This is a genomic window from Pseudomonas sp. NFIX49, from assembly GCF_900115915.1.
In the GTDB taxonomy this organism is placed as follows: domain Bacteria; phylum Pseudomonadota; class Gammaproteobacteria; order Pseudomonadales; family Pseudomonadaceae; genus Aquipseudomonas; species Aquipseudomonas pharyngis.
This window is the reverse complement of the sequence record NZ_FOYE01000001.1, coordinates 754171-774201: the sequence shown is the minus strand read 5'-3', so window position 1 is coordinate 774201 and position 20031 is coordinate 754171. Positions and strand designations below refer to the sequence as shown.

Below are 20031 nucleotides of genomic sequence, written 5' to 3'. Positions count from 1 at the left end.
TCTAAACCTTGCGCTTAATTGAAGTCATGCATGTTTTTGATCAATACAGGCCATTCCGGGGCAACGTAGCCTGTCGCCTCCGCAAAACGGTCTGCATTCAACGAACGATCAATTGTCAGCCTATCGGAAGGGACAATCTCCGTGTCTTTCCCATAAGTGCTCGCTACAAGCTTTAGCAAGTCGTACTTATTAATCGGTTTGGCGGCTACATGGTACAAGCCGTGCAAGTGCGGTCGTGGCAGGACGAACTCGTTGATCACTCGCGCCAGCTCCATGGTCGGCAGACCGGAGAACACGGCACCGGTAAAACCGTCAACCTTGCCTTGCTGCGCGAGGAACCAGCCGACAAGGCTGCGGGCGCCGGACAATTCGCGACCGATGATCGATGTGCGCAAAGTAATCGCGTGTGGATAATCCACTTCGCCCAACAATTTGGAGCGACCATAGAGGTCATAGGCATCCGGAAAATCGGATTCGAGATAGCCGCCCTTCTTCCCGGAAAAGACACAATCGGTACTGATGTGCACCAGTCGGGCGCCACCGGCCTTGCACAATGCGGCAAGACGATGCGGGAGCAGCGTATTGATCGGCACGGCCATCAGTGGATCGTTGGCATCGGACAGTTGCTTGACCAGACCTACGCAGTTGATCACGACATCGGGACGGACCGTACCGAAAGCCTTGATAAGAGAGTCCTGACTTTCGACATCAACGCCCAGTACGATGTTCTCGGCCAAGGCCGGTGAAAAAAACTTGCGGGCACCTTCACTTCGAGCCGTACCGAAAACCCTCAACTCGGGGTTAGCGGACAAGACTCGGTAGGCTGCGTTACCCAGCATTCCGGAAACACCCAACACCAAAACTTTCATTACCTTACTCCTCACTTCCCAGGCCAGAACTGCTGTTCGTGACCTGGTTCCTACTCATCAGTTGGACGTCTTGATGCGCTGCTTCCAAAGGAGGGCGTATCGCGAATCTCTACTCAATGCGAGGCAGAGCCCCCTCGGCAAATCCGGTAACCAAAAAAATCGACCCGGCTCCGGAAACACCAGAACTCAGGTCAATCACGCCCCGGAAACGCCTGCCAGGAACCCGCTGTTCATCCATGCAGCCCAGGAAATGCGGTTCAGGCTTCGAGTACGCCTGCAAAGAGGTACTGCCGAATACACACACAAACCCATGCCGGCAGCGGCGCTGCCGGGGTCTTACAAGGAAAAAATCGCACCAGCTGCTAGCCTTATGCCATCACCTTATAAAAACCAGCGAAGTTTACCATACAATTTTCCATTATTGAGCGCCGGGCGACCGCTTGCCATTCATGCAGCACACCGTGTTGCACGGTGGTTACACCCATTGCAGCGCTTTAAGAATAGGCGGCCAAGCCCGTCGCTCCCAGTCAAGCTTCCGCTTTGCCAGCGCTGTATCGGATCGCGAGCACAATCAATGGCAGATAGGCGAGCAAAAGGCCGCTTACGCCATCCATTCCGCCCTTCCCCACCCAAAAAGCCAGAGGCGTCAGCCAAAGGACGTTGATCAGAATGACCGCCACCGTTACCTTCTTGTGGCTGAGGTGTTGGCGAGAAGCATATTGATAGGCATGACTGCGATGAGCCTCGTAGATTTTCTCGCCACGAATCAGTCGGTGCAGCATGGTGTAGGTGGCATCAACGATGAACACCCCCATCAATATCAGCCAGCTCCAGAATAGTTGCGGCTCGACCCAGCCAGCCTGAAGCGCCATGCCTGCGAGCACTATGCCGAGAAAACCACTCCCTGCATCGCCCATGAAAATCTTCGCTGGCGGGAAATTCCAGACCAGAAATCCGGCACAGGCACTCGCGAGCAGCAGCGGCGCCCAGACTTCCTGAGTGAACCCACACAACCAATACAGAATGGCTCCGGCCACCGTCACGCAAATCGCCACGGCGCCGGCGATGCCATCAATGCCATCCATGAAATTGTAGAGATTGAGCACCCAGACCAGATAAATCGATGCCAGAACCGCCCCAAACCATCCGAGGTCGATTTTGAAACCGAACATATCCAGCGGGGCCAACCCACCAAAACAAATCAGAATCCAGATAGCCGCAGCAAAATGCCCAAGCAATCGCCAGCGCGCGGCAATGTGCCCATGATCATCGGCAAAACCAATCAGGGCGACAGCGATACCCGCACCAAACAAACCAATGAACTGCCCTTGAGGCAACACTCCAGTCAGCACACAGACCGACAACGCCGCCAAAAATGAAACCACGATGGCAACACCGCCGCCTCTGGGCGTCGGGATGCTGTGGGAACTGCGCGCATTGGGTACATCCATGAGTTTGTTGCGCAGTGCGTAGCTGCGCAGGACGAACGTGAGCGACCAAGAAGCGAGGAATACCCCAACCAGCAATAACCAACTCATTTCTTTTTAGTTTCCAGATAGTCTTTGGCTACACGATCCAACGCCTGCTGACTTCCAACCGGCGGCGCCCATCCCAACAGTTCGCAGGTGTGCCTGATATCGACCTGCAGCGACCCACACAAGCGTGTCGCCAGCGCTCGCCGACCCAGAAGGATCAGCCCGGCGGCTAACAGCCGCTGAGGAACGGGTACCAATGCCGAACGCACGCCCAGCGCTCGAGCCACGCCCTGAAGCAATTGAGTCGTGGACAAATCTGCGCCGTCACTGACAAGAAAGGTGTTGCCCGGCGCACCCGGATGCCTGATGCAATGCACGATCAGGTCCAGCAGATTCTCCAGCGCAACGAGACTGCGCTGATTGGTAATCGAGCCGAACGGCAATGGCAGCCTGGAATCAACCCAACCCAGCATCTTTTGAAAGTTGGCCTTCACACCAGGCCCATAGACCAGGGGCGGTCGAATAATCACGACTTCCAGTCCGGTCTCTGCGGCCAAATCGCGCAACGCGGTTTCCGCTTCCGACTTGGAAATGCCGTATGCATCTACTGGTGCGGGCACATCAGTGGCCAGATAAGGTTTACCGGGAAGGGTCTGCTCACCGTTGACCTTGACCGAGCTGATAAAAATGAACCGTCGAACCCCCGCCTGCGCAGCACTGCGCGCGAGCTTCAAAGTGCCTTCGACATTTGCCTTGCGAAACGCAGTCAGATCATCGGACTGCGCCGCCTTCATGACATGTACGCGCGCAGCGGCATGAATGATAGTGTCGACGCCACGCATCGCCTCAACCGAAAGCCCACTTTCCAACTCGTAAACAATTCGCTCGGCCTGCAAGGGTCCCGAAGCCAGGTCACGAACAGCGCAAACAGGGAGGAAACTTTCACTCGCCAGCAGTTTTTCGCTCAGCGCACGCCCTACAAATCCGCTTGCACCTGTCACAAGCACCCTGGATTTATTCACTCAATTCCCCTTTATATTCATCCTGAAACTGCGCTTGTGTCTGCCCCGAATCGACATGCAATCAATTCGAGGTTTTCGGCGGGGCATTTTCCTTATTTCCAGCAGGAGGCAGGAGCTTGCTTAAATATTGACCGTAACCGGTTTTACCGAGTGTCTGTGCCTGACTCCGCAATTGATCGGCACTAATCCAACCGTTGTAGTAGGCAATCTCTTCCAGACAGGCCACTTTCAAACCCTGGCGCTGCTCGATGGTATGAACGAAGTGACTGGCTTCCAGTAACGAATCATGAGTTCCGGTATCCAGCCAGGCAAAACCACGCCCCAGCAACTCGACTTTCAACGCATCCTGGTGCAGATAAGCCAGGTTGACATCAGTGATCTCAAGTTCACCACGCGCAGAAGGCTGGATGTTTTTAGCGATTTCAACGACCCGATTATCGTAGAAATACAACCCGGTGACCGCGTAATTGGACTTTGGCTGGGCCGGCTTTTCTTCAATGCTCAGCGCACGACCTTCGGCATCGAACTCGACCACACCGAAACGCTCCGGATCAGAAACGTGATAACCAAATACCGTCGCTCCCGACTCCTGATGGGTTGCCGAACGCAGTTTGTCGGAGAAATGCTGACCGTAAAAAATATTGTCGCCGAGGATCAAGCAACACGGGCTATCACCAATGAACTCCTCGCCGATGATGAAAGCCTGCGCCAACCCATCAGGACTAGGCTGTTCGGCAAATGAAAGCGAAATACCGTATCGACTACCATCGCCCAGTAACTTGCGAAAACTCGGCAAATCTTCAGGCGTGGAAATAATCAGGATCTCGCGCATCCCCGCAAGCATCAGCACTGAAAGCGGATAGAAGATCATCGGCTTGTCGTAAATCGGTAGCATCTGTTTGGATACACCGAGCGTCAGTGGGTGCAAACGAGTGCCCGAGCCACCGGCCAGAATAATTCCCTTACGAGTTGTAGCCATCATTTATTCAGAACTTCCATCAGCATTCTAGTAACTCCGACTTCCCATTCCGGCAAGTTCAGAGAAAAATTCTCCCGGATTTTCTGAGTATCCAGACGGGAATTAAGGGGACGTCGAGCGGGAGTCGGAAATGAAGTACTTGACACTGGGGCAACGCTTTTGACCAGAACATTCTCGCCGTGGGCCCGGGCGAAATCGATTACATAGCTGGCATATTGGCGCCATGACGTCTGACCGGCAGCCACCAGGTGATAGATACCTGCCAATTCTGGCTGCCGCAGTGCTTTTTGCAGCGCCAAGGCCGTCACGTCGGCAATCAGGTCAGCCCCTGTAGGCGCACCGATCTGGTCAGAGACAACGTTCAACGTCTCTCGCTCTGCGGCCAGCCGAAGCATGGTTTTCGCGAAGTTATTGCCTCGTGCCGCGTAAACCCAACTCGTGCGAAAAATCAGATAGCGGCAGCCACTGGCGATAATGGCGTTCTCACCGTTCAACTTGCTCAAGCCGTAGTAGTTGAGAGGGGCTGTCTGATCCGCCTCGCGCCAAGGTGCATCACCCTGCCCGTCAAATACATAGTCGGTAGAGTAATGAATCAGCCAGGCGCCCAGGGATGCAACTTCTTCGGCAATGACCTGACTTGCACGCGCATTAATCCTGTCAGCCATTTCAGTATCGGATTCAGCCTTGTCCACTGCGGTATAGGCCGCGGCGTTGACCACAACATCGGGAGCCACCTGGCGAATCGTTGCGCGCAGAGCCTGCAGATCCGAAAGATCCCCGGACAAGCCAGCCTGGCCAAGCCGGTCAAGCGCGATCAGTTCCCCCAATGGGGCAAGAGAACGCTGCAACTCCCAACCGACCTGACCATTTTTTCCGAGCAACAGAATTTTCATGCTTGAACCGGGCGGTTACGGTAATGCTGGTCGATGTACTGCTGATAGCTGCCGCTCTTCACGTTCGCGACCCACTGGGTATTTTTCAGATACCACTCGACAGTCTTGCGAATACCGCTTTCGAAACTTTCCGATGGCACCCAGCCCAACTCGCGCTGGATCTTGCTTGCGTCGATCGCGTAGCGTTGATCGTGCCCCGGGCGATCCTGGACGTAGGTGATCAAGCCAGCGTGAGGACGATGTGGCGACTCCGGGCACAACTCATCGAGCAACGCGCAGAGTGTTTTAACGACTTCGATATTCTGCTTCTCATTGTGCCCACCAATGTTATAGGTCTCCCCTGCAACACCTTCAGTCACAACTTTGTACAACGCTCGAGCATGATCCTCGACATACAACCAATCACGCACTTGATTACCTTTGCCGTAAACAGGCAACGCCTTGCCTTCAAGGGCGTTGAGAATAACCAGTGGAATAAGTTTTTCCGGAAAATGGCAAGGCCCATAATTGTTCGAGCAATTGGTAATTAGAACCGGCAACCCGTAGGTGCGACTCCATGCGCGCACCAGATGATCGGAACTTGCCTTACTGGCAGAGTAAGGAGAACTTGGCTGATAAGGTGTGGTTTCAGTAAACAGATCATCCACCCCCTCAAGATCACCGTACACTTCATCGGTCGAAATATGGTGAAAGCGAAACAGCGACTTGCGGTCCTGCTCCAGGCCTTGCCAATACAGACGCGACGCTTCGAGCAGATTGTAAGTGCCGATAATGTTGGTCTGAATAAACTCCGAAGGACCGGAGATCGAACGATCTACATGGGACTCTGCAGCGAGGTGCATGACCGCATCAGGCTGATGCTCACGAAAAACACGGTCAATCTGCTCCCGATCACAGATATCGACCTGCTCGAACGCATAACGGGGACTATCGCTAACTTCGGCCAATGACTCGAGATTGCCGGCGTAGGTCAACTTATCGACGTTTACAACCGCATCAGAAGTATTGGCAATAATATGCCGAATTACTGCCGAGCCGATAAATCCAGCACCACCAGTCACTAGAATTTTCACGAAAGAACATACCCTTGAGTCACTGACGGCACCGATCGGAGCACCGTCTAATCCATGGATGCGCAAGCCGTCTGGAGATGAGGGCCATTGCCGGAATCAGTCTGTGCCGAAGTGGGATTTAGCCACTATCGAACAAGGGTTGCATTTTACAGCTTAATGAACGTTTTACTAATGGATGCAGACAGGAAGCGGCGCAATTTCAGGGGTGCGCCCCAACCGCCCCATCAGACAAGGCGCTTGCGCGCAGCTCTGGAGGATCGCCCTAAAAACCACCCCAGCACGGGACCAATCAGCATCCCTGCCAAAAGCGCCAGGACCATCACCAGGGACACGGGCAATTGTGGACCAGCCCAGCCGAGAAACAGCAACGAAACCGACTGCTGGTTTTCAAGAACAAATGCCAGTATTACCAGCATCAGCAAAAGAACAAGCACGCCAAGAAGAATGCGTTTGAGGTTACGCATGCGCGACTCCTTGATTATTGACGGCGGCGATCACGCCTCCTCCTCTTCGTTAACACGATCACGCAATTCCTTTCCCGGCTTGAAATGCGGAACAAACTTGCCGTCAAGACTGACAGACTGGCCAGTCTTGGGGTTGCGCCCTACCCGCGGAGCACGATAGTGCAAGGAAAAGCTGCCAAAACCACGGATCTCGATACGATCTCCAGTAGCCAGGCATTGGGACATTTGCTCAAGCATAGTCTTGATGGCCAACTCCACATCTTTGGATGAGAGCAGCCCTTGATGGGTGACAATTCGTTCGATCAACTCCGACTTCGTCATATTTTTCCCTTCTTTTTCAAGCAGCTAGGTCAGCGCTTGAAAGGTTTTAGCACGCCCGGAAGATTTTGAACAGCCCAGGGCTTGACATATCTTTCCGTTCGCCGAAACGCCCATTTTCAGGGCATCGGATCACAAGCCCGCCAACGCTCCCTCACCGACAAATCACCAACATGGTTCGGGTGACGTAGCCTGCCGGATTGAAGCCAAAGGGAAACTCATCCTCTTCCCGGGCATCATCAGACCGCGTGATCACCTTGTAACCCGCCCCCTTGCACTCCTTGGCAGCGCGTTTCTGACACCTTTCCCAGCCTGAACCCAAGCCGGAGCAGTCAACCTCGATGCCACTCACTCCGCGCACCGCATGGGTCTTGGCGCTGGTAGTACAGCCTGCCAACACCAGCAAACCCAACAGAACTATAAACTTGTTCATTCACTTCCTTATGCCAGGCGCCTGCCCGACTACTGCGATCTTCAGCCTAAGCCTAGACGCGAATAGACGATTGATCCGATTAAAGAAACAGACCTCCCGGCTAAGGAAATGGTTTCACCGATTAACCGGAAAGCAGCCCTCCCCCCCCCACCAAATAGCAGGCACAAAAAAGGGCGACCGAAGTCGCCCTTTTTAATGATCAGACAGAACTCAGTTCTGTTTGGCCATTGCTTGACGCAGCAGTGCCGCCATGGTGGTGTCGGCTGCTTCGCCTTCCGGAGCTGCTTTCAGGCTCTGGATGGCTTCTTTCTCTTCAGCATCGTCTTTCGATTTGATCGACAGCTGAATTACGCGGCTCTTGCGATCAACGCTGATGATCTTGGCTTCTACTTGCTGACCTTCTTTCAGAACGTTGCGCGCGTCTTCAACGCGGTCACGGCTGATTTCGGAGGCTTTCAGAGTCGCTTCGATATCGTCGGCCAGAACGATGATGGCGCCTTTGGCGTCAACTTCTTTCACGGTGCCAGTCACGATTGCGCCTTTGTCGTTAACCGAGACGTACTCGGAGAACGGATCGCTTTCCAGTTGCTTGATACCCAGGGAGATACGCTCACGCTCTGGGTCAACCGACAGGATAACGGTGTCCAGCTCATCACCCTTCTTGAAACGACGTACGGCTTCTTCGCCCACTTCGTTCCAGGAGATGTCGGACAGGTGAACCAGACCGTCGATGCCGCCGTCCAGACCAATGAAGATACCGAAATCGGTGATCGACTTGATGGTGCCGGAGATCTTGTCGCCCTTGTTGAACTGGCCAGAGAAGTCTTCCCATGGGTTCGACTTGCACTGCTTGATGCCCAGGGAGATACGACGACGCTCTTCGTCGATGTCCAGAACCATGACTTCCACTTCGTCGCCGACTTGTACGACTTTCGAAGGGTGGATGTTCTTGTTGGTCCAGTCCATTTCCGAAACGTGTACCAGACCTTCAACGCCTTCTTCCAGCTCAGCGAAGCAGCCGTAGTCGGTCAGGTTGGTTACACGAGCGGTAACGCGAGTGCCTTCTGGGTAACGAGCTTTGATAGCAACCCATGGATCTTCGCCCAGTTGCTTCAGGCCCAGGGAAACACGGTTGCGTTCGCGATCGTATTTCAGAACCTTGACGTCGATTTCGTCACCAACGTTGACGATCTCGGAAGGATGCTTGATGCGCTTCCAGGCCATGTCGGTGATGTGCAGCAGGCCGTCCACGCCACCCAGATCGACGAATGCGCCGTAATCGGTGAGGTTTTTGACGATACCTTTGACTTGCTGGCCTTCCTGCAAGGATTCCAGCAGAGCTTCACGCTCGGCGGAGTTCTCGGCTTCCAGGACGCTGCGACGGGAAACGACAACGTTGTTGCGCTTCTGGTCCAGCTTGATGACCTTGAATTCCAGCTCTTTGCCTTCCAGGTGCGTGGTGTCGCGCACTGGACGGACGTCAACCAGGGAACCTGGCAGGAACGCACGGATGCCGTTAACGTCGACAGTGAAGCCGCCTTTAACCTTACCGTTGATAACGCCCTTGACCACTTCCTCAGCTGCGAAGGCTGCTTCCAGAACGATCCAGCATTCAGCGCGCTTGGCTTTTTCACGGGACAGCTTGGTTTCACCGAAACCGTCTTCAACCGAGTCCAGAGCAACGTGAACTTCGTCACCGACGTTGATGTTCAGTTCGCCAGCGTCGTTGTAGAACTGCTCCAGCGGGATCAGTGCTTCGGACTTCAGGCCAGCGTGAACGGTTACCCAGCGAGCCTGGTAATCGATATCAACGATAACACCGGTGATGATGGAGCCTGCCTGAAGGTTCAGGGTCTTTAGGCTTTCTTCAAAGAGTTCCGCAAAGCTTTCGCTCATTTTAATTCCTGTTGATTAGGGCGAAAAATACGCCCATCTCCACATCCCAGACAATGTGGGTTAGTTTCATTTAAAAGAAGCGCCACAGGACTATGACTGGTCCCCTGCAGCCTTCTTGGTCACCCGGCGATATCGCGAATGGCGATCTCACTCATGATGCGTTCAAGCACCTGATCGATGGACAACTCCGTGGAATCCAGCTGTATGGCGTCAGCCGCCGGCTTGAGCGGGGCCACCGCTCGCTGGGTGTCACGCTCGTCGCGCGCACGGATCTCATCTAGCAGACTCGACAGACTAACACCCTCGACTTTGCCCTTCAACTGCAAATATCGGCGGCGCGCCCGCTCCTCGGCACTGGCGGTCAGGAAAATCTTCAGCGGCGCATCGGGAAACACCACTGTGCCCATGTCGCGACCATCGGCCACCAGACCCGGAAATTCCTGGAAAGCACGCTGGCGCTGCAGCAGCGCCTCGCGCACAGCCGGCAATGCGGCTACCTGGGAAGCGCCTGATCCGACGCTTTCAGTACGGATGACATCGCTGACTTCGTCACCTTCCAGAATGATGCGTTGCAACTGACCGTCGGTCGCCGCGATGAACTGCACATCCAGATGAGCAGCCAGTTTCTTCAGCAGCTCTTCATTGGTCAGGTCGACACCGTGGTTGTGCGCAGCAAATGCCAGCAGGCGATACAGCGCACCGGAGTCCAGCAGGTTCCAGCCCAGACGCTTGGCCAGAATCCCGGCTACGGTGCCTTTGCCCGAGCCGCTTGGCCCGTCGATGGTGATGACCGGTGCAATGTTGTTCACGACTGAGCCTCTTGCGCCACACGAATGCCGACCTGCGCGCAGAGCGCCAGGAAGTTCGGGAACGATGTCGCGACGTTGGCGCAGTCATGGATGCGGATCGGTGCCGTGGCGCGCAGCGAGGCCACGCTGAATGCCATCGCGATGCGGTGATCGCCATGACCATGCACTTCGCCGCCGCCGATCTGGCCGCCGTCGATGATGATGCCGTCCGGGGTCGGTTCGCACTTGACGCCCAGCGCCAGCAAACCGTCCGCCATGACCTGGATACGGTCCGATTCCTTGACCCGCAGCTCTTCGGCGCCGGTCAGCACGGTGCGCCCTTCGGCGCAGGCCGCGGCCACGAACAGCACCGGGAACTCGTCGATGGCCAGTGGAACCAGCGCTTCCGGAATCTCGATACCCTTGAGTTTAGCTGCTCGCACACGCAGGTCGGCAACCGGCTCGCCACCCACTTCACGCTGGTTTTCCAGAGTGATGTCGGCGCCCATCAGACGCAGGATGTCGATCACGCCGGTGCGTGTCGGGTTGATGCCGACGTGCTCGAGCACCAGCTCCGAACCTTCGGCGATCGACGCGGCCACCAGGAAGAACGCCGACGACGAGATGTCGCCAGGCACTTCGATGTGGGTCGCGGTCAACTTGCCACCAGACTCAACCGATGCCGTGGCACCGCTGACGCTCACCGGATAGCCAAAGCCGCGCAGCATACGCTCGGTGTGATCACGGGTTGGTGCCGGCTCGGTGACAGTGGTCTTGCCTTCGGCGTACAGACCCGCCAGCAGCAGGCAGGATTTAACCTGGGCACTGGCCATCGGCATGGTGTAGGTCAGGCCCTTGAGCTTGTGACCGCCACGAATGGTCATCGGCGGACGACCGTCGGCAGCGGTTTCGATCACGGCGCCCATTTCCCGCAGCGGGTTGGCGACGCGGTTCATCGGGCGCTTGGACAGCGAAGCGTCACCAGTCAGGGTGCTGTCGAAATCCTGCGCGGCCAGCAGGCCGGACAGCAGGCGCATCGAAGTGCCGGAGTTGCCCAGATAGATCGGGCCCGGCGCAGGCTTCAGGCCGTGCAGGCCGACACCGTGGATGGTCACGCGACCGTGATGCGGGCCTTCAATGACCACGCCCATGTCGCGGAACGCCTGCAGGGTCGCCAGAGCGTCTTCGCCCTCGAGGAAGCCTTCGACTTCAGTGACGCCTTCAGCCAGGGAACCGAGCATGATGGAACGGTGGGAAATCGATTTGTCACCTGGTACGCGAATCCGACCGGACAGGCGGCCACCAGGTTGAGCCAGGAAAATCAGATCGTTGGAATTCATAGCGTCCACATAGGCCCTGCGGGCCAGGATTTTACTGAAATGCTCGCGGGCAACCCGGGCGCGCGTGAAGACGCCCAACAATTGGTGCCCATCCCCTGCATCGACCGCGTCGCGCAAGGCGTCGAGGTCGCTGCGAAATGTATCGAGAGTGCGCAGGACAGCCTCGCGGTTGGCGAGGAAGATGTCATGCCACATGACCGGGTCGCTTCCGGCGATTCTTGTGAAATCACGGAAACCGCCCGCAGCGTAACGGAAGATCTCAAGGTTTTCATTGCGCTTGGCCAGCGAATCGACCAGACCGAAGGCCAGCAGGTGCGGCAAATGACTGGTCGCGGCCAGCACTTCATCGTGACGCTCGACCTGCATGTGCTCGACGTCGGCGCCCAGCTCGCGCCACAAGCGATCCACCACCGCCAGCGCATCCGGATCGGTCTGCTCCAGCGGGGTCAGAATCACTTTGTGACGGCGGAACAGCTCTGAGTTGGAGGCTTCCACCCCGCTCTGCTCGGAGCCGGCAATCGGATGCCCCGGCACGAAACGCGCCGGCATGCCGCCGAACGCTTCGGTCGCCGCGCGCACCACATTGCCCTTGGCGCTGCCGACATCCGTGAGAATCGCCTGCCCCAGGTCCATGCCGGCCAGACGGGCCAGCACTTTTTCCATGGCCAGGATCGGCACCGCCAACTGGATCACGTCCGCGCCCTGGCAAGCCGCCATCAAGTCGTCTTCGCAACGATCCACCACGCCCAACTCGACCGCCAGCTTGCGCGATTGCGGGTCGAGATCGACCCCGACCACTTCGCGGCACACGCCGCTTTCACGCAAGCCTTTGGCAAACGAACCACCGATCAACCCCAGACCGACCACCACCAGGCGCCCGATCATAGGTGCAGCAGATTGCAGCGCAGTGACATCACCCACGAGCCAGAACCTTGCGCAGCGCTTCGAGGAAGCGGCTGTTTTCCGCCGGCAGACCGATGGTCACCCGCAGATGGTTCGGCATGCCGTAGTTGGCCACCGGACGCACGATCACGCCTTCGCGCAGCAGGCCCTGAAATACAGGAGCCGCCACCTGACCGAGGTCGACGCAGATAAAGTTGCCCTTGGACGGAATCCAGCTCAGACCCAGCTCGCGAAAACCCGCTTCCAGCTGATGCATGCCGGATTCGTTGAGCTGACGGCTCTGCGCCAGATATTCCTCGTCTTTCAACGCCGCACACGCCGCAGCCAAGGCCAGACTGTTGACGTTGAACGGCTGGCGTACGCGGTTCAGCACGTCCGCTACCACCGGGGTGGACAAGCCATAACCAACGCGCAGCGCCGCCAGACCATAGGCCTTGGAGAACGTGCGCGAGACCAGCAGATTCGGGTAAGCGGCGAGGAAATCCAGACCATCCGGCAGATCGCTGCCTTCGGCATATTCGATGTAGGCCTCGTCCAGCACCACCAGCACATGCTCCGGCACATCCTGCAGGAACTCGTCCAGCGCTTCGGCGCCGAACCAGGTGCCGGTCGGGTTGTTCGGGTTGGCGATGAACACCACGCGAGTGTTGGCGTCGATCGCGGCCAGCATGGCCGGCAGATCATGCCCCCAATCCTTGGCCGGAACGACCTTGGCCTGAGCGCCGACCGCCTGGGTCGCGATCGGGTACACCGCGAACGCGTGCTCGCTGAACACCGCATTCAGGCCCGGCGCCAGATAGGCGCGCGCCACCAGCTCGAGAATGTCGTTGGAGCCGTTACCCAGGGTCACCTGGTTCAGCTCGACACGGCACTGCTCGGCCAGCAGGGATTTCAGGGCAAAACCGTTGCCGTCCGGATAACGGGTCAGCTCATCCAGCGCTTCGCGGATTGCGACCAGCGCTTTCGGGCTGGCGCCCAACGGGTTTTCGTTGCTCGCCAGTTTGACAATGCTCGCCGGATCCAGGTCCAGTTCGCGAGCCAGCTCGTCCACGGGTTTGCCCGGTACGTATGGCGAAAGTTGTTGCACGCCCGGCTGTGCCAGAGCGAGGAAGTTGCCACTCATTGCTACCACCCCTTAAAGAACTGCTTTCGGGTAGGAACCCAGCACCTTGAGTGCTACTGCTTCCTGACTGATCTTTTCCAGTACACCCTTGATCAGCGGATCACGGTGATGGCCGACGAAGTCGATGAAGAACACGTAGGTCCATTTACCACTGCGCGACGGACGGGTTTCGATCCGGGTCAGGTCGATCCCGTTGTCATGGAACGGCACCAGCAGCTCGTGGAGCGCGCCGGGCTTGTTGCTCATGGACACGATGATCGAAGTTTTGTCGTCGCCGGTCGGCGGCACTTCCTGGTTACCGATCATCAGGAAGCGCGTGGAGTTGTCCGGGCGATCTTCGATCTTCTCGGCCAGACGGGTCAGGCCGTACAACCCGGCCGCCATATCACCGGCGATCGCCGCCGAATTCCACTCACCCTTGACCCGCTTGGCCGCCTCGGCGTTGCTGGACACCGCCACGCGCTCGACATTCGGGTAATGGGCGTCCAGCCACTTGCGGCACTGCGCCAACGACTGGGCATGGGAATAGATGCGGCTGATGCTGTCGGTCTTGGTGTTTTCACCGACCAACAGGTGGTGGTGAATCCGCAGCTCGACTTCGCCGCAGATCACCATGTCGTGCTCGAGGAAGCTGTCGAGGGTGTGGTTGACCGCGCCTTCAGTGGAGTTTTCCACCGGCACCACGCCAAAATTCACCGCACCGGCCGCCACTTCACGGAACACTTCGTCGATCGCCGCCATCGGCTTGCTGATCACCGCGTGTCCAAAGTGCTTCATGGCCGCCGCTTGGGTGAAGGTGCCTTCCGGACCGAGATAAGCGACTTTCAGCGGATTCTCGAGGGCCAGGCACGAAGACATGATTTCGCGGAACAAACGCGCCATCTCTTCATTGCCCAGCGGCCCCTTGTTGCGCTCCATGACGCGCTTGAGGACCTGCGCCTCACGCTCGGGACGATAGAACACGGGCTGCTCGCCTTCGGCCAGACTGGCCATCTTGACCCGGGCAACTTCTTCGGCGCAGCGCGCGCGATCACTGATCAGCTGGAGAATCTTCTCATCCAGGTTATCGATGCGAACGCGCAGCGCCTTGAGCTCCTGCTCGGACATCAGGAATGCTCCTTCTCGAATTCAGCCATGTAGCCGACCAGCGCTTCGACGGCGTCCAGACCCAGGGCGTTGTAGATCGAGGCACGCATGCCGCCGACCGAACGATGACCCTTGAGGTTGAGCAGGCCACGGGCGTCGGCGCCGGCCAGGAACGCCTTGTCCAGACGCTCGTCAGCCAGGCGGAACGGCACGTTCATCCACGAACGGGCGTTGACGCTGATCGGGTTGGTATAGAAGTCGCTGTTGTCGATGAAGGCGTACAGGCGATCTTTCTTCGCCTTGTTGCGCTGTTCCATCGCGGCGACGCCGCCCTGCTCCTTCAGCCACTCGAAAACCAGGCCCGAGAGGTACCAGGAATAGGTGGCCGGGGTGTTGTACATCGAACCGTTATCGGCCGAGACCTTGTAGTCGAGCATGGTCGGGCACGAACTGCGGGCGCGGCCCAGCAGGTCTTCACGGACGATCACGACAACCAGACCGCTCGGACCAATGTTCTTCTGCGCGCCGGCGTAGATCAGGCCGTACTGCGACACATCGATCGGACGCGAGAGGATATCGGAGGACATGTCGACCACCAGCGGAACGTCACCGGCCTCGGGAACCCAGTCGAACTGCAGACCGCCGATGGTTTCGTTGGACGCATAGTGCAGATAGGCCGCACCCGGAGTCAGCTTCCACTCGTTCTGACCAGGGATGGCCAGGTAGTCATAAGGCTTGGCGCTGGCGGCAACGTTGATATTGCCGAAGCGACGCGCTTCTTCGATGGCTTTCTTCGACCAGATGCCGGTTTCGACATAGTCGGCGGTGCCGTTCTCGGGCAGCAGGTTCAGCGGAATCTCGGCGAACTGTTGGCTCGCACCGCCCTGCAGGAACAGCACTTTGTAATTGGAGGGGATGGACAGCAGGTCGCGCAGGTCTTGTTCGGCCTTCTCGGCGATGGCCACGTAGTCATCACTGCGATGGCTCATTTCCATGACCGACAGACCCTTGCCGTGCCAGTCGAGCATCTCGGACTGGGCACGCAACAGGACAGCTTCAGGCAGCGCAGCGGGACCTGCGCAGAAGTTATAGGCTCGTTTGCTCACATCCACTCTCGCTATGCAATCACGGTAGCGGACAGAGCAAACACTCTGCCCTGCTACGATTTGGTTAGTCTTGCGACTCTTCTTCGTCTGCGGCGTCCGCCTGCAGGTTGTCGACCGCATCGTCCGGTTCGGCGCCGATCACGCCTTCTTCCAGCTCGACACCTTCTTCGCCTTCCAGCTCGTCACCTTCAACTTCCGAAGGCTCCTGAACCCGCTCCAGACCGACCAGGGTTTCATCCTTGGCCAGCTTGATCAGGGTCACGCCCTGGGTGTTACGACCCAGGCTGGAGACTTCGTCGACACGGGTACGCACCAGCGTGCCCTGGTCGGAAATCAGCATGATCTCCTCGCCGTCGAGCACCTGAACCGCACCGACCAGACGGCCGTTACGCTCGTTGCTGACCATGGCGATCACGCCCTGACCGCCACGCTTGTACTCAGGGAACTCAGTGATCGCGGTGCGCTTGCCGTAGCCACGCTCGGAAGCGGTGAGGATCTGGCTGCCTTCTTCCGGGATCAGCATCGAAATCAGCTTCTGTCCTTCCGGCAGACGCATGCCGCGCACACCGCGGGCGGTACGGCCCATGGCACGAACGTCGGATTCCTTGAAGCGGGTCACCTTGCCGCCGTCGGAGAACAGCATCACTTCACGTTCGCCATCGGTGATGGCGGCAGAAATCAGCACGTCGCCTTCGTCCAGCTCCAGCGCGATCAGACCGACGCTGCGTTGACGGCTGAAGGATTCCAGCGGCGTCTTCTTCACGGTGCCGTTGGCGGTCGCCATGAAGATGTAGTGACCCTCGGTGTATTCCTCGACCGGCAGCATGGTGGTGATGTATTCACCGTCATCCAGCGGCAGCAGGTTGACCAGCGGACGACCACGGGCGGCGCGGGATGCTTCAGGGATTTCGTAGGTCTTCAGCCAGTACACCTTGCCCTTGCTGGAGAACAGCAGCAGCGTGGTGTGGCTGTTGGCGACCAGCAGGTGAGCGATGTAGTCCTCATCCTTCACGCCGGTAGCCGATTTGCCTTTACCGCCACGACGCTGGGCCTGGTACGCAGCCAGCGGCTGGGTCTTGGCATAGCCACCGTGGGAGATGGTCACGACGCGCTCTTCTTCCGGGATCATGTCGCCCAGAGTCAGGTCGAGACGGGCATCGAGGATTTCGGTACGGCGCACGTCGCCGTATTCGGCGCGGATCACTTCCAGCTCTTCGCGGATCACTTCCATCAGGCGCACGGCGCTGTTGAGGATGCGGATCAGCTCGCCGATCTGGTTGAGGATCTCTTGATACTCGGCCAGCAGCTTTTCGTGTTCCAGACCGGTCAGGCGGTGCAGACGCAGTTCCAGAATGGCTTGCGCCTGCTCAGGCGACAGGAAGTACTTGCCGTCGCGCAGACCGTATTGCGGATCGAGGTTTTCCGGGCGGCACGAATCGGCACCGGCACGCTCAACCATAGCGACCACAGCCGAGGATTCCCACGGCGTGCTGACCAGCGCTTCCTTGGCTTCCGACGGGGTCGGCGAAGCCTTGATCAGGGCGATGACCGGGTCGATGTTCGACAGGGCAACGGCCTGACCTTCGAGGATGTGACCACGCTCGCGCGCCTTGCGCAGTTCGAACACGGTACGGCGGGTAACCACTTCGCGGCGGTGACGAACGAAAGCTTCCAGCAGGTCCTTGAGGTTCAGGATCCGTGGACGACCGTCGATCAGCGCAACGATGTTGATGCCGAATACCGATTGCAGCTGGGTCTGGGCGTAGAGGTTGTTGAGGATCACCTCTGGCACTTCGCCGCGACGCAGTTCGATCACGACGCGCATACCGTCCTTGTCGGACTCGTCGCGCAGTTCGGTGATGCCTTCGAGTTTCTTCTCTTTTACCAGCTCGGCGATCTTCTCGATCAGACGCGCCTTGTTCAGTTGGTAAGGGAGTTCGGTGATGACGATCTGCTGACGGCCACCGACCTTGTCGATGTCTTCGATGATCGAACGGGCGCGCATGTAAATGCGGCCACGGCCGGTGCGGTAGGCTTCGATGATACCGGCGCGACCGTTGATGATCGCGGCAGTCGGGAAGTCCGGGCCGGGGATGTATTGCATCAGTTCATCGACGGTCAGCTCGGGGTTGTCGATGAGGGCCAGGCAACCGTCGATGACTTCACCGAGGTTGTGCGGCGGAATGTTGGTCGCCATGCCCACGGCGATGCCGCTGGAACCGTTGACCAGCAGGTTCGGCACGCGGGTCGGCATGACCGCTGGGATCAGTTCGGTGCCGTCGTAGTTCGGCACCCAGTCCACGGTTTCCTTGTGCAGGTCGGCCAGCAGCTCGTGCGCCAGCTTGGTCATGCGCACTTCGGTGTATCGCATGGCCGCGGCATTGTCGCCGTCGACCGAACCGAAGTTGCCCTGGCCGTCGACCAGCAGATAACGCAGGGAGAAAGGCTGCGCCATGCGGACGATGGTGTCGTACACCGCGGTATCACCGTGCGGGTGATACTTACCGATCACGTCACCGACGACACGGGCAGATTTCTTGTACGGCTTGTTGAAGTCGTTGCCCAGCTCGCTCATCGCGAACAGCACGCGACGGTGCACGGGCTTCAAGCCATCGCGCGCATCCGGCAGTGCACGACCGACGATCACGCTCATCGCGTAGTCGAGATAGGACTGTTTCAGCTCGTCTTCGATATTGACCGGGAGGATTTCTTTGGCCAGTTCGCCCATGAGAAGCCTGATTCCTTTTTCTGGTGAAACTTCGCCATATCCATAGGGGACGCACGAAGCTCGTCGATGCAGGCCGAGTGCCATGCGTCGACTTACGACAAATCGACAAGTTGACCCTGGATTTGCGCAGTGAAGACAACCCCGTGGGACTGCCTCGGAAAACGCCGGATGTTATCACAAGAGCCGCCACGCACCTATCCCCCAGATGCGCATGGAGCATAGTTAGATGACCGATGACAGGCTTAACGGGGACGAGAGAGGCTCAGAGCCTCCCTGAATGCAAATTTCGGTACGAAATTACGGATGTTTATTGACTTTCAAGCCCCCTTCGCGAGCAAGCTCGCTCCAACAGGGTTCTGCGGCGATCACAAAACCTGTGGGAGCGAGCCTGCTCGCGAAGAAGATAACGCAGACATCAAGCCAATCAATGCAGGCGCTTGCGGCACATCAACTGCGCCATTTTCGCGGTGTCCGGGCGCTCGACGATGCCTTTTTCGGTGACGATCGCATCGATCAGGTCCGCCGGGGTCACGTCAAACACCGGGTTGAACGCCTCAACGTCAGCCCCGACACGTTTGCCGCCAACCTCCAGCAACTCGGCGCCGTCGCGTTCTTCGATCGGAATGTCATCACCGCTGGCCAGATTCATGTCGATGGTCGAGCTCGGCGCCACCACCATGAAACGCACGCCGTGGTGCATGGCGTTGACCGCCAGTTGATAGGTGCCGATCTTGTTCGCCACGTCACCGTTGGCGGTAATCCGGTCGGCGCCGACGATCACCCAGGTCACGCCTTTGGTTTTCATGATGTGCGCAGCGGCGGAGTCAGCGTTCAGGGTCACCGGAATGCCTTCGTTGGCCAGTTCCCACGCGGTCAGGCGCGAGCCTTGCAGCCACGGCCGGGTCTCGTCGGCGTAGACGCGCTCGACCATGCCTTCGATGAACGCAGCACGAATCACCCCGAGCGCCGTACCAAAACCGCCGGTGGCCAGGGCACCGGTGTTGCAGTGCGTCAGAATTGCCTGGGCATTGCCCTGATGCTTGCGGATCAGGTCGACGCCGAGCTGAGCCATGGTCAGGTTGGCCTCGCGATCGCTTTCATGAATGGCGATGGCCTCGGCTTCCAGCGCCACCAGTGGATCGGCGTTTTCCTTCAAACGGTCCAGCCGGTCATGCATGCGATTCAACGCCCAGAACAGGTTGACCGCTGTCGGCCGGGAATCGGCCAGCAGCATGAAATCCTCTTCCAGCGCCGCGTACCAGTCGCCGCCCTCGGCAATCCGGGCACGGGCCGCCAGCACGATGCCGTAGGCGGCACTGATGCCGATAGCCGGCGCACCGCGCACCACCATCGAACGAATCGCTTCGGCCACGCCGGCGGCGCTGGTGTAGGCGACCCAGTTTTCCTCGAACGGCAAAACGCGCTGATCCAGCAGGTGGAGCGCGCCATCACGCCAATCGATGGCCTTTACTTTCTCCGCAGCCAACAGTCGATCGCGCATCCCTCACCCCGCACTCATGAACAAAAGCCGCCGA

17 protein-coding genes are annotated in these 20031 nt (G+C 58.2%); all 17 read right to left on the bottom strand.

Annotation, left to right across the window (positions count from 1 at the left end; all coding sequences use genetic code 11):
* Nucleotides 1–14: 14 nt before the first annotated feature.
* Nucleotides 15–869: a dTDP-4-dehydrorhamnose reductase family protein gene (locus BMZ46_RS03555; RefSeq protein ID WP_074688022.1), complete on the bottom strand. Its 855-nt coding sequence runs from the start codon at nt 867–869 to the stop codon at nt 15–17.
* Nucleotides 870–1396: 527 nt separating this feature from the next.
* The gene (locus BMZ46_RS03550; protein WP_039770541.1) at nt 1397–2407 is read right to left on the bottom strand and encodes an MraY family glycosyltransferase; all 1011 of its coding nucleotides are present in this window, start codon (nt 2405–2407) and stop codon (nt 1397–1399) included.
* Nucleotides 2404–3366 carry a UDP-glucose 4-epimerase family protein gene (locus BMZ46_RS03545; RefSeq protein ID WP_039770543.1) on the bottom strand — a complete coding sequence of 321 codons (963 nt, stop codon included), beginning with the start codon at nt 3364–3366 and terminating at the stop codon, nt 2404–2406. Before BMZ46_RS03545 ends, BMZ46_RS03550 begins: the two co-directional genes overlap by 4 nt.
* Before the next feature lie 61 nt (nt 3367–3427).
* The gene (rfbA, locus tag BMZ46_RS03540) at nt 3428–4348 is read right to left on the bottom strand and encodes a glucose-1-phosphate thymidylyltransferase RfbA (RefSeq protein ID WP_052266588.1); all 921 of its coding nucleotides are present in this window, start codon (nt 4346–4348) and stop codon (nt 3428–3430) included.
* Nucleotides 4345–5238, bottom strand: coding sequence for a dTDP-4-dehydrorhamnose reductase (gene rfbD, locus BMZ46_RS03535; RefSeq protein WP_074688024.1), 894 nt, complete (start codon nt 5236–5238; stop codon nt 4345–4347). The genes rfbA and rfbD overlap by 4 nt, the downstream gene beginning before the upstream one ends.
* On the bottom strand, nt 5235–6311 hold the full coding sequence (gene rfbB / locus BMZ46_RS03530; RefSeq protein ID WP_074688026.1) for a dTDP-glucose 4,6-dehydratase: 1077 nt from the start codon (nt 6309–6311) through the stop codon (nt 5235–5237). Before rfbB ends, rfbD begins: the two co-directional genes overlap by 4 nt.
* Nucleotides 6312–6535: 224 nt before the next feature.
* Nucleotides 6536–6775: a LapA family protein gene (locus BMZ46_RS03525; RefSeq protein WP_039770550.1), complete on the bottom strand. Its 240-nt coding sequence runs from the start codon at nt 6773–6775 to the stop codon at nt 6536–6538.
* A 30-nt stretch (nt 6776–6805) separates the two neighbouring features.
* On the bottom strand, nt 6806–7096 hold the full coding sequence (gene ihfB, locus BMZ46_RS03520) for an integration host factor subunit beta (protein ID WP_039770552.1): 291 nt from the start codon (nt 7094–7096) through the stop codon (nt 6806–6808).
* Nucleotides 7097–7247: 151 nt separating this feature from the next.
* On the bottom strand, nt 7248–7526 hold the full coding sequence (locus BMZ46_RS03515) for a hypothetical protein (RefSeq protein WP_039770553.1): 279 nt from the start codon (nt 7524–7526) through the stop codon (nt 7248–7250).
* Between the two features lie 210 nt (nt 7527–7736).
* A complete protein-coding gene (gene rpsA, locus BMZ46_RS03510) occupies nt 7737–9422 on the bottom strand; it encodes a 30S ribosomal protein S1 (protein ID WP_039770554.1) in 1686 nt (561 codons plus the stop codon).
* A 119-nt stretch (nt 9423–9541) separates the two neighbouring features.
* A complete protein-coding gene (gene cmk, locus BMZ46_RS03505; protein WP_039770555.1) occupies nt 9542–10231 on the bottom strand; it encodes a (d)CMP kinase in 690 nt (229 codons plus the stop codon).
* Nucleotides 10228–12435, bottom strand: a complete 2208-nt coding sequence (locus BMZ46_RS03500) for a bifunctional prephenate dehydrogenase/3-phosphoshikimate 1-carboxyvinyltransferase (protein ID WP_239065558.1) — start codon at nt 12433–12435, stop codon at nt 10228–10230. The genes cmk and BMZ46_RS03500 overlap by 4 nt, the downstream gene beginning before the upstream one ends.
* Nucleotides 12436–12463: 28 nt before the next feature.
* Entirely contained in the window at nt 12464–13576 is a 1113-nt protein-coding gene (hisC, locus tag BMZ46_RS03495) for a histidinol-phosphate transaminase (RefSeq protein WP_074688030.1), read from the bottom strand.
* A gap of 12 nt (nt 13577–13588) precedes the next feature.
* Entirely contained in the window at nt 13589–14683 is a 1095-nt protein-coding gene (gene pheA / locus BMZ46_RS03490; protein ID WP_007950913.1) for a prephenate dehydratase, read from the bottom strand.
* Nucleotides 14683–15768 (bottom strand): 3-phosphoserine/phosphohydroxythreonine transaminase, encoded by a 1086-nt coding sequence (gene serC, locus BMZ46_RS03485; protein ID WP_039770557.1) that lies wholly within the window; start codon nt 15766–15768, stop codon nt 14683–14685. The genes pheA and serC overlap by 1 nt, the downstream gene beginning before the upstream one ends.
* Before the next feature lie 64 nt (nt 15769–15832).
* Nucleotides 15833–18496 carry a DNA gyrase subunit A gene (gene gyrA, locus BMZ46_RS03480; RefSeq protein ID WP_074688032.1) on the bottom strand — a complete coding sequence of 888 codons (2664 nt, stop codon included), beginning with the start codon at nt 18494–18496 and terminating at the stop codon, nt 15833–15835.
* Nucleotides 18497–18920: 424 nt separating this feature from the next.
* The gene (mtnA, locus tag BMZ46_RS03475; RefSeq protein WP_074688034.1) at nt 18921–19997 is read right to left on the bottom strand and encodes an S-methyl-5-thioribose-1-phosphate isomerase; all 1077 of its coding nucleotides are present in this window, start codon (nt 19995–19997) and stop codon (nt 18921–18923) included.
* Nucleotides 19998–20031: the final 34 nt, after the last annotated feature.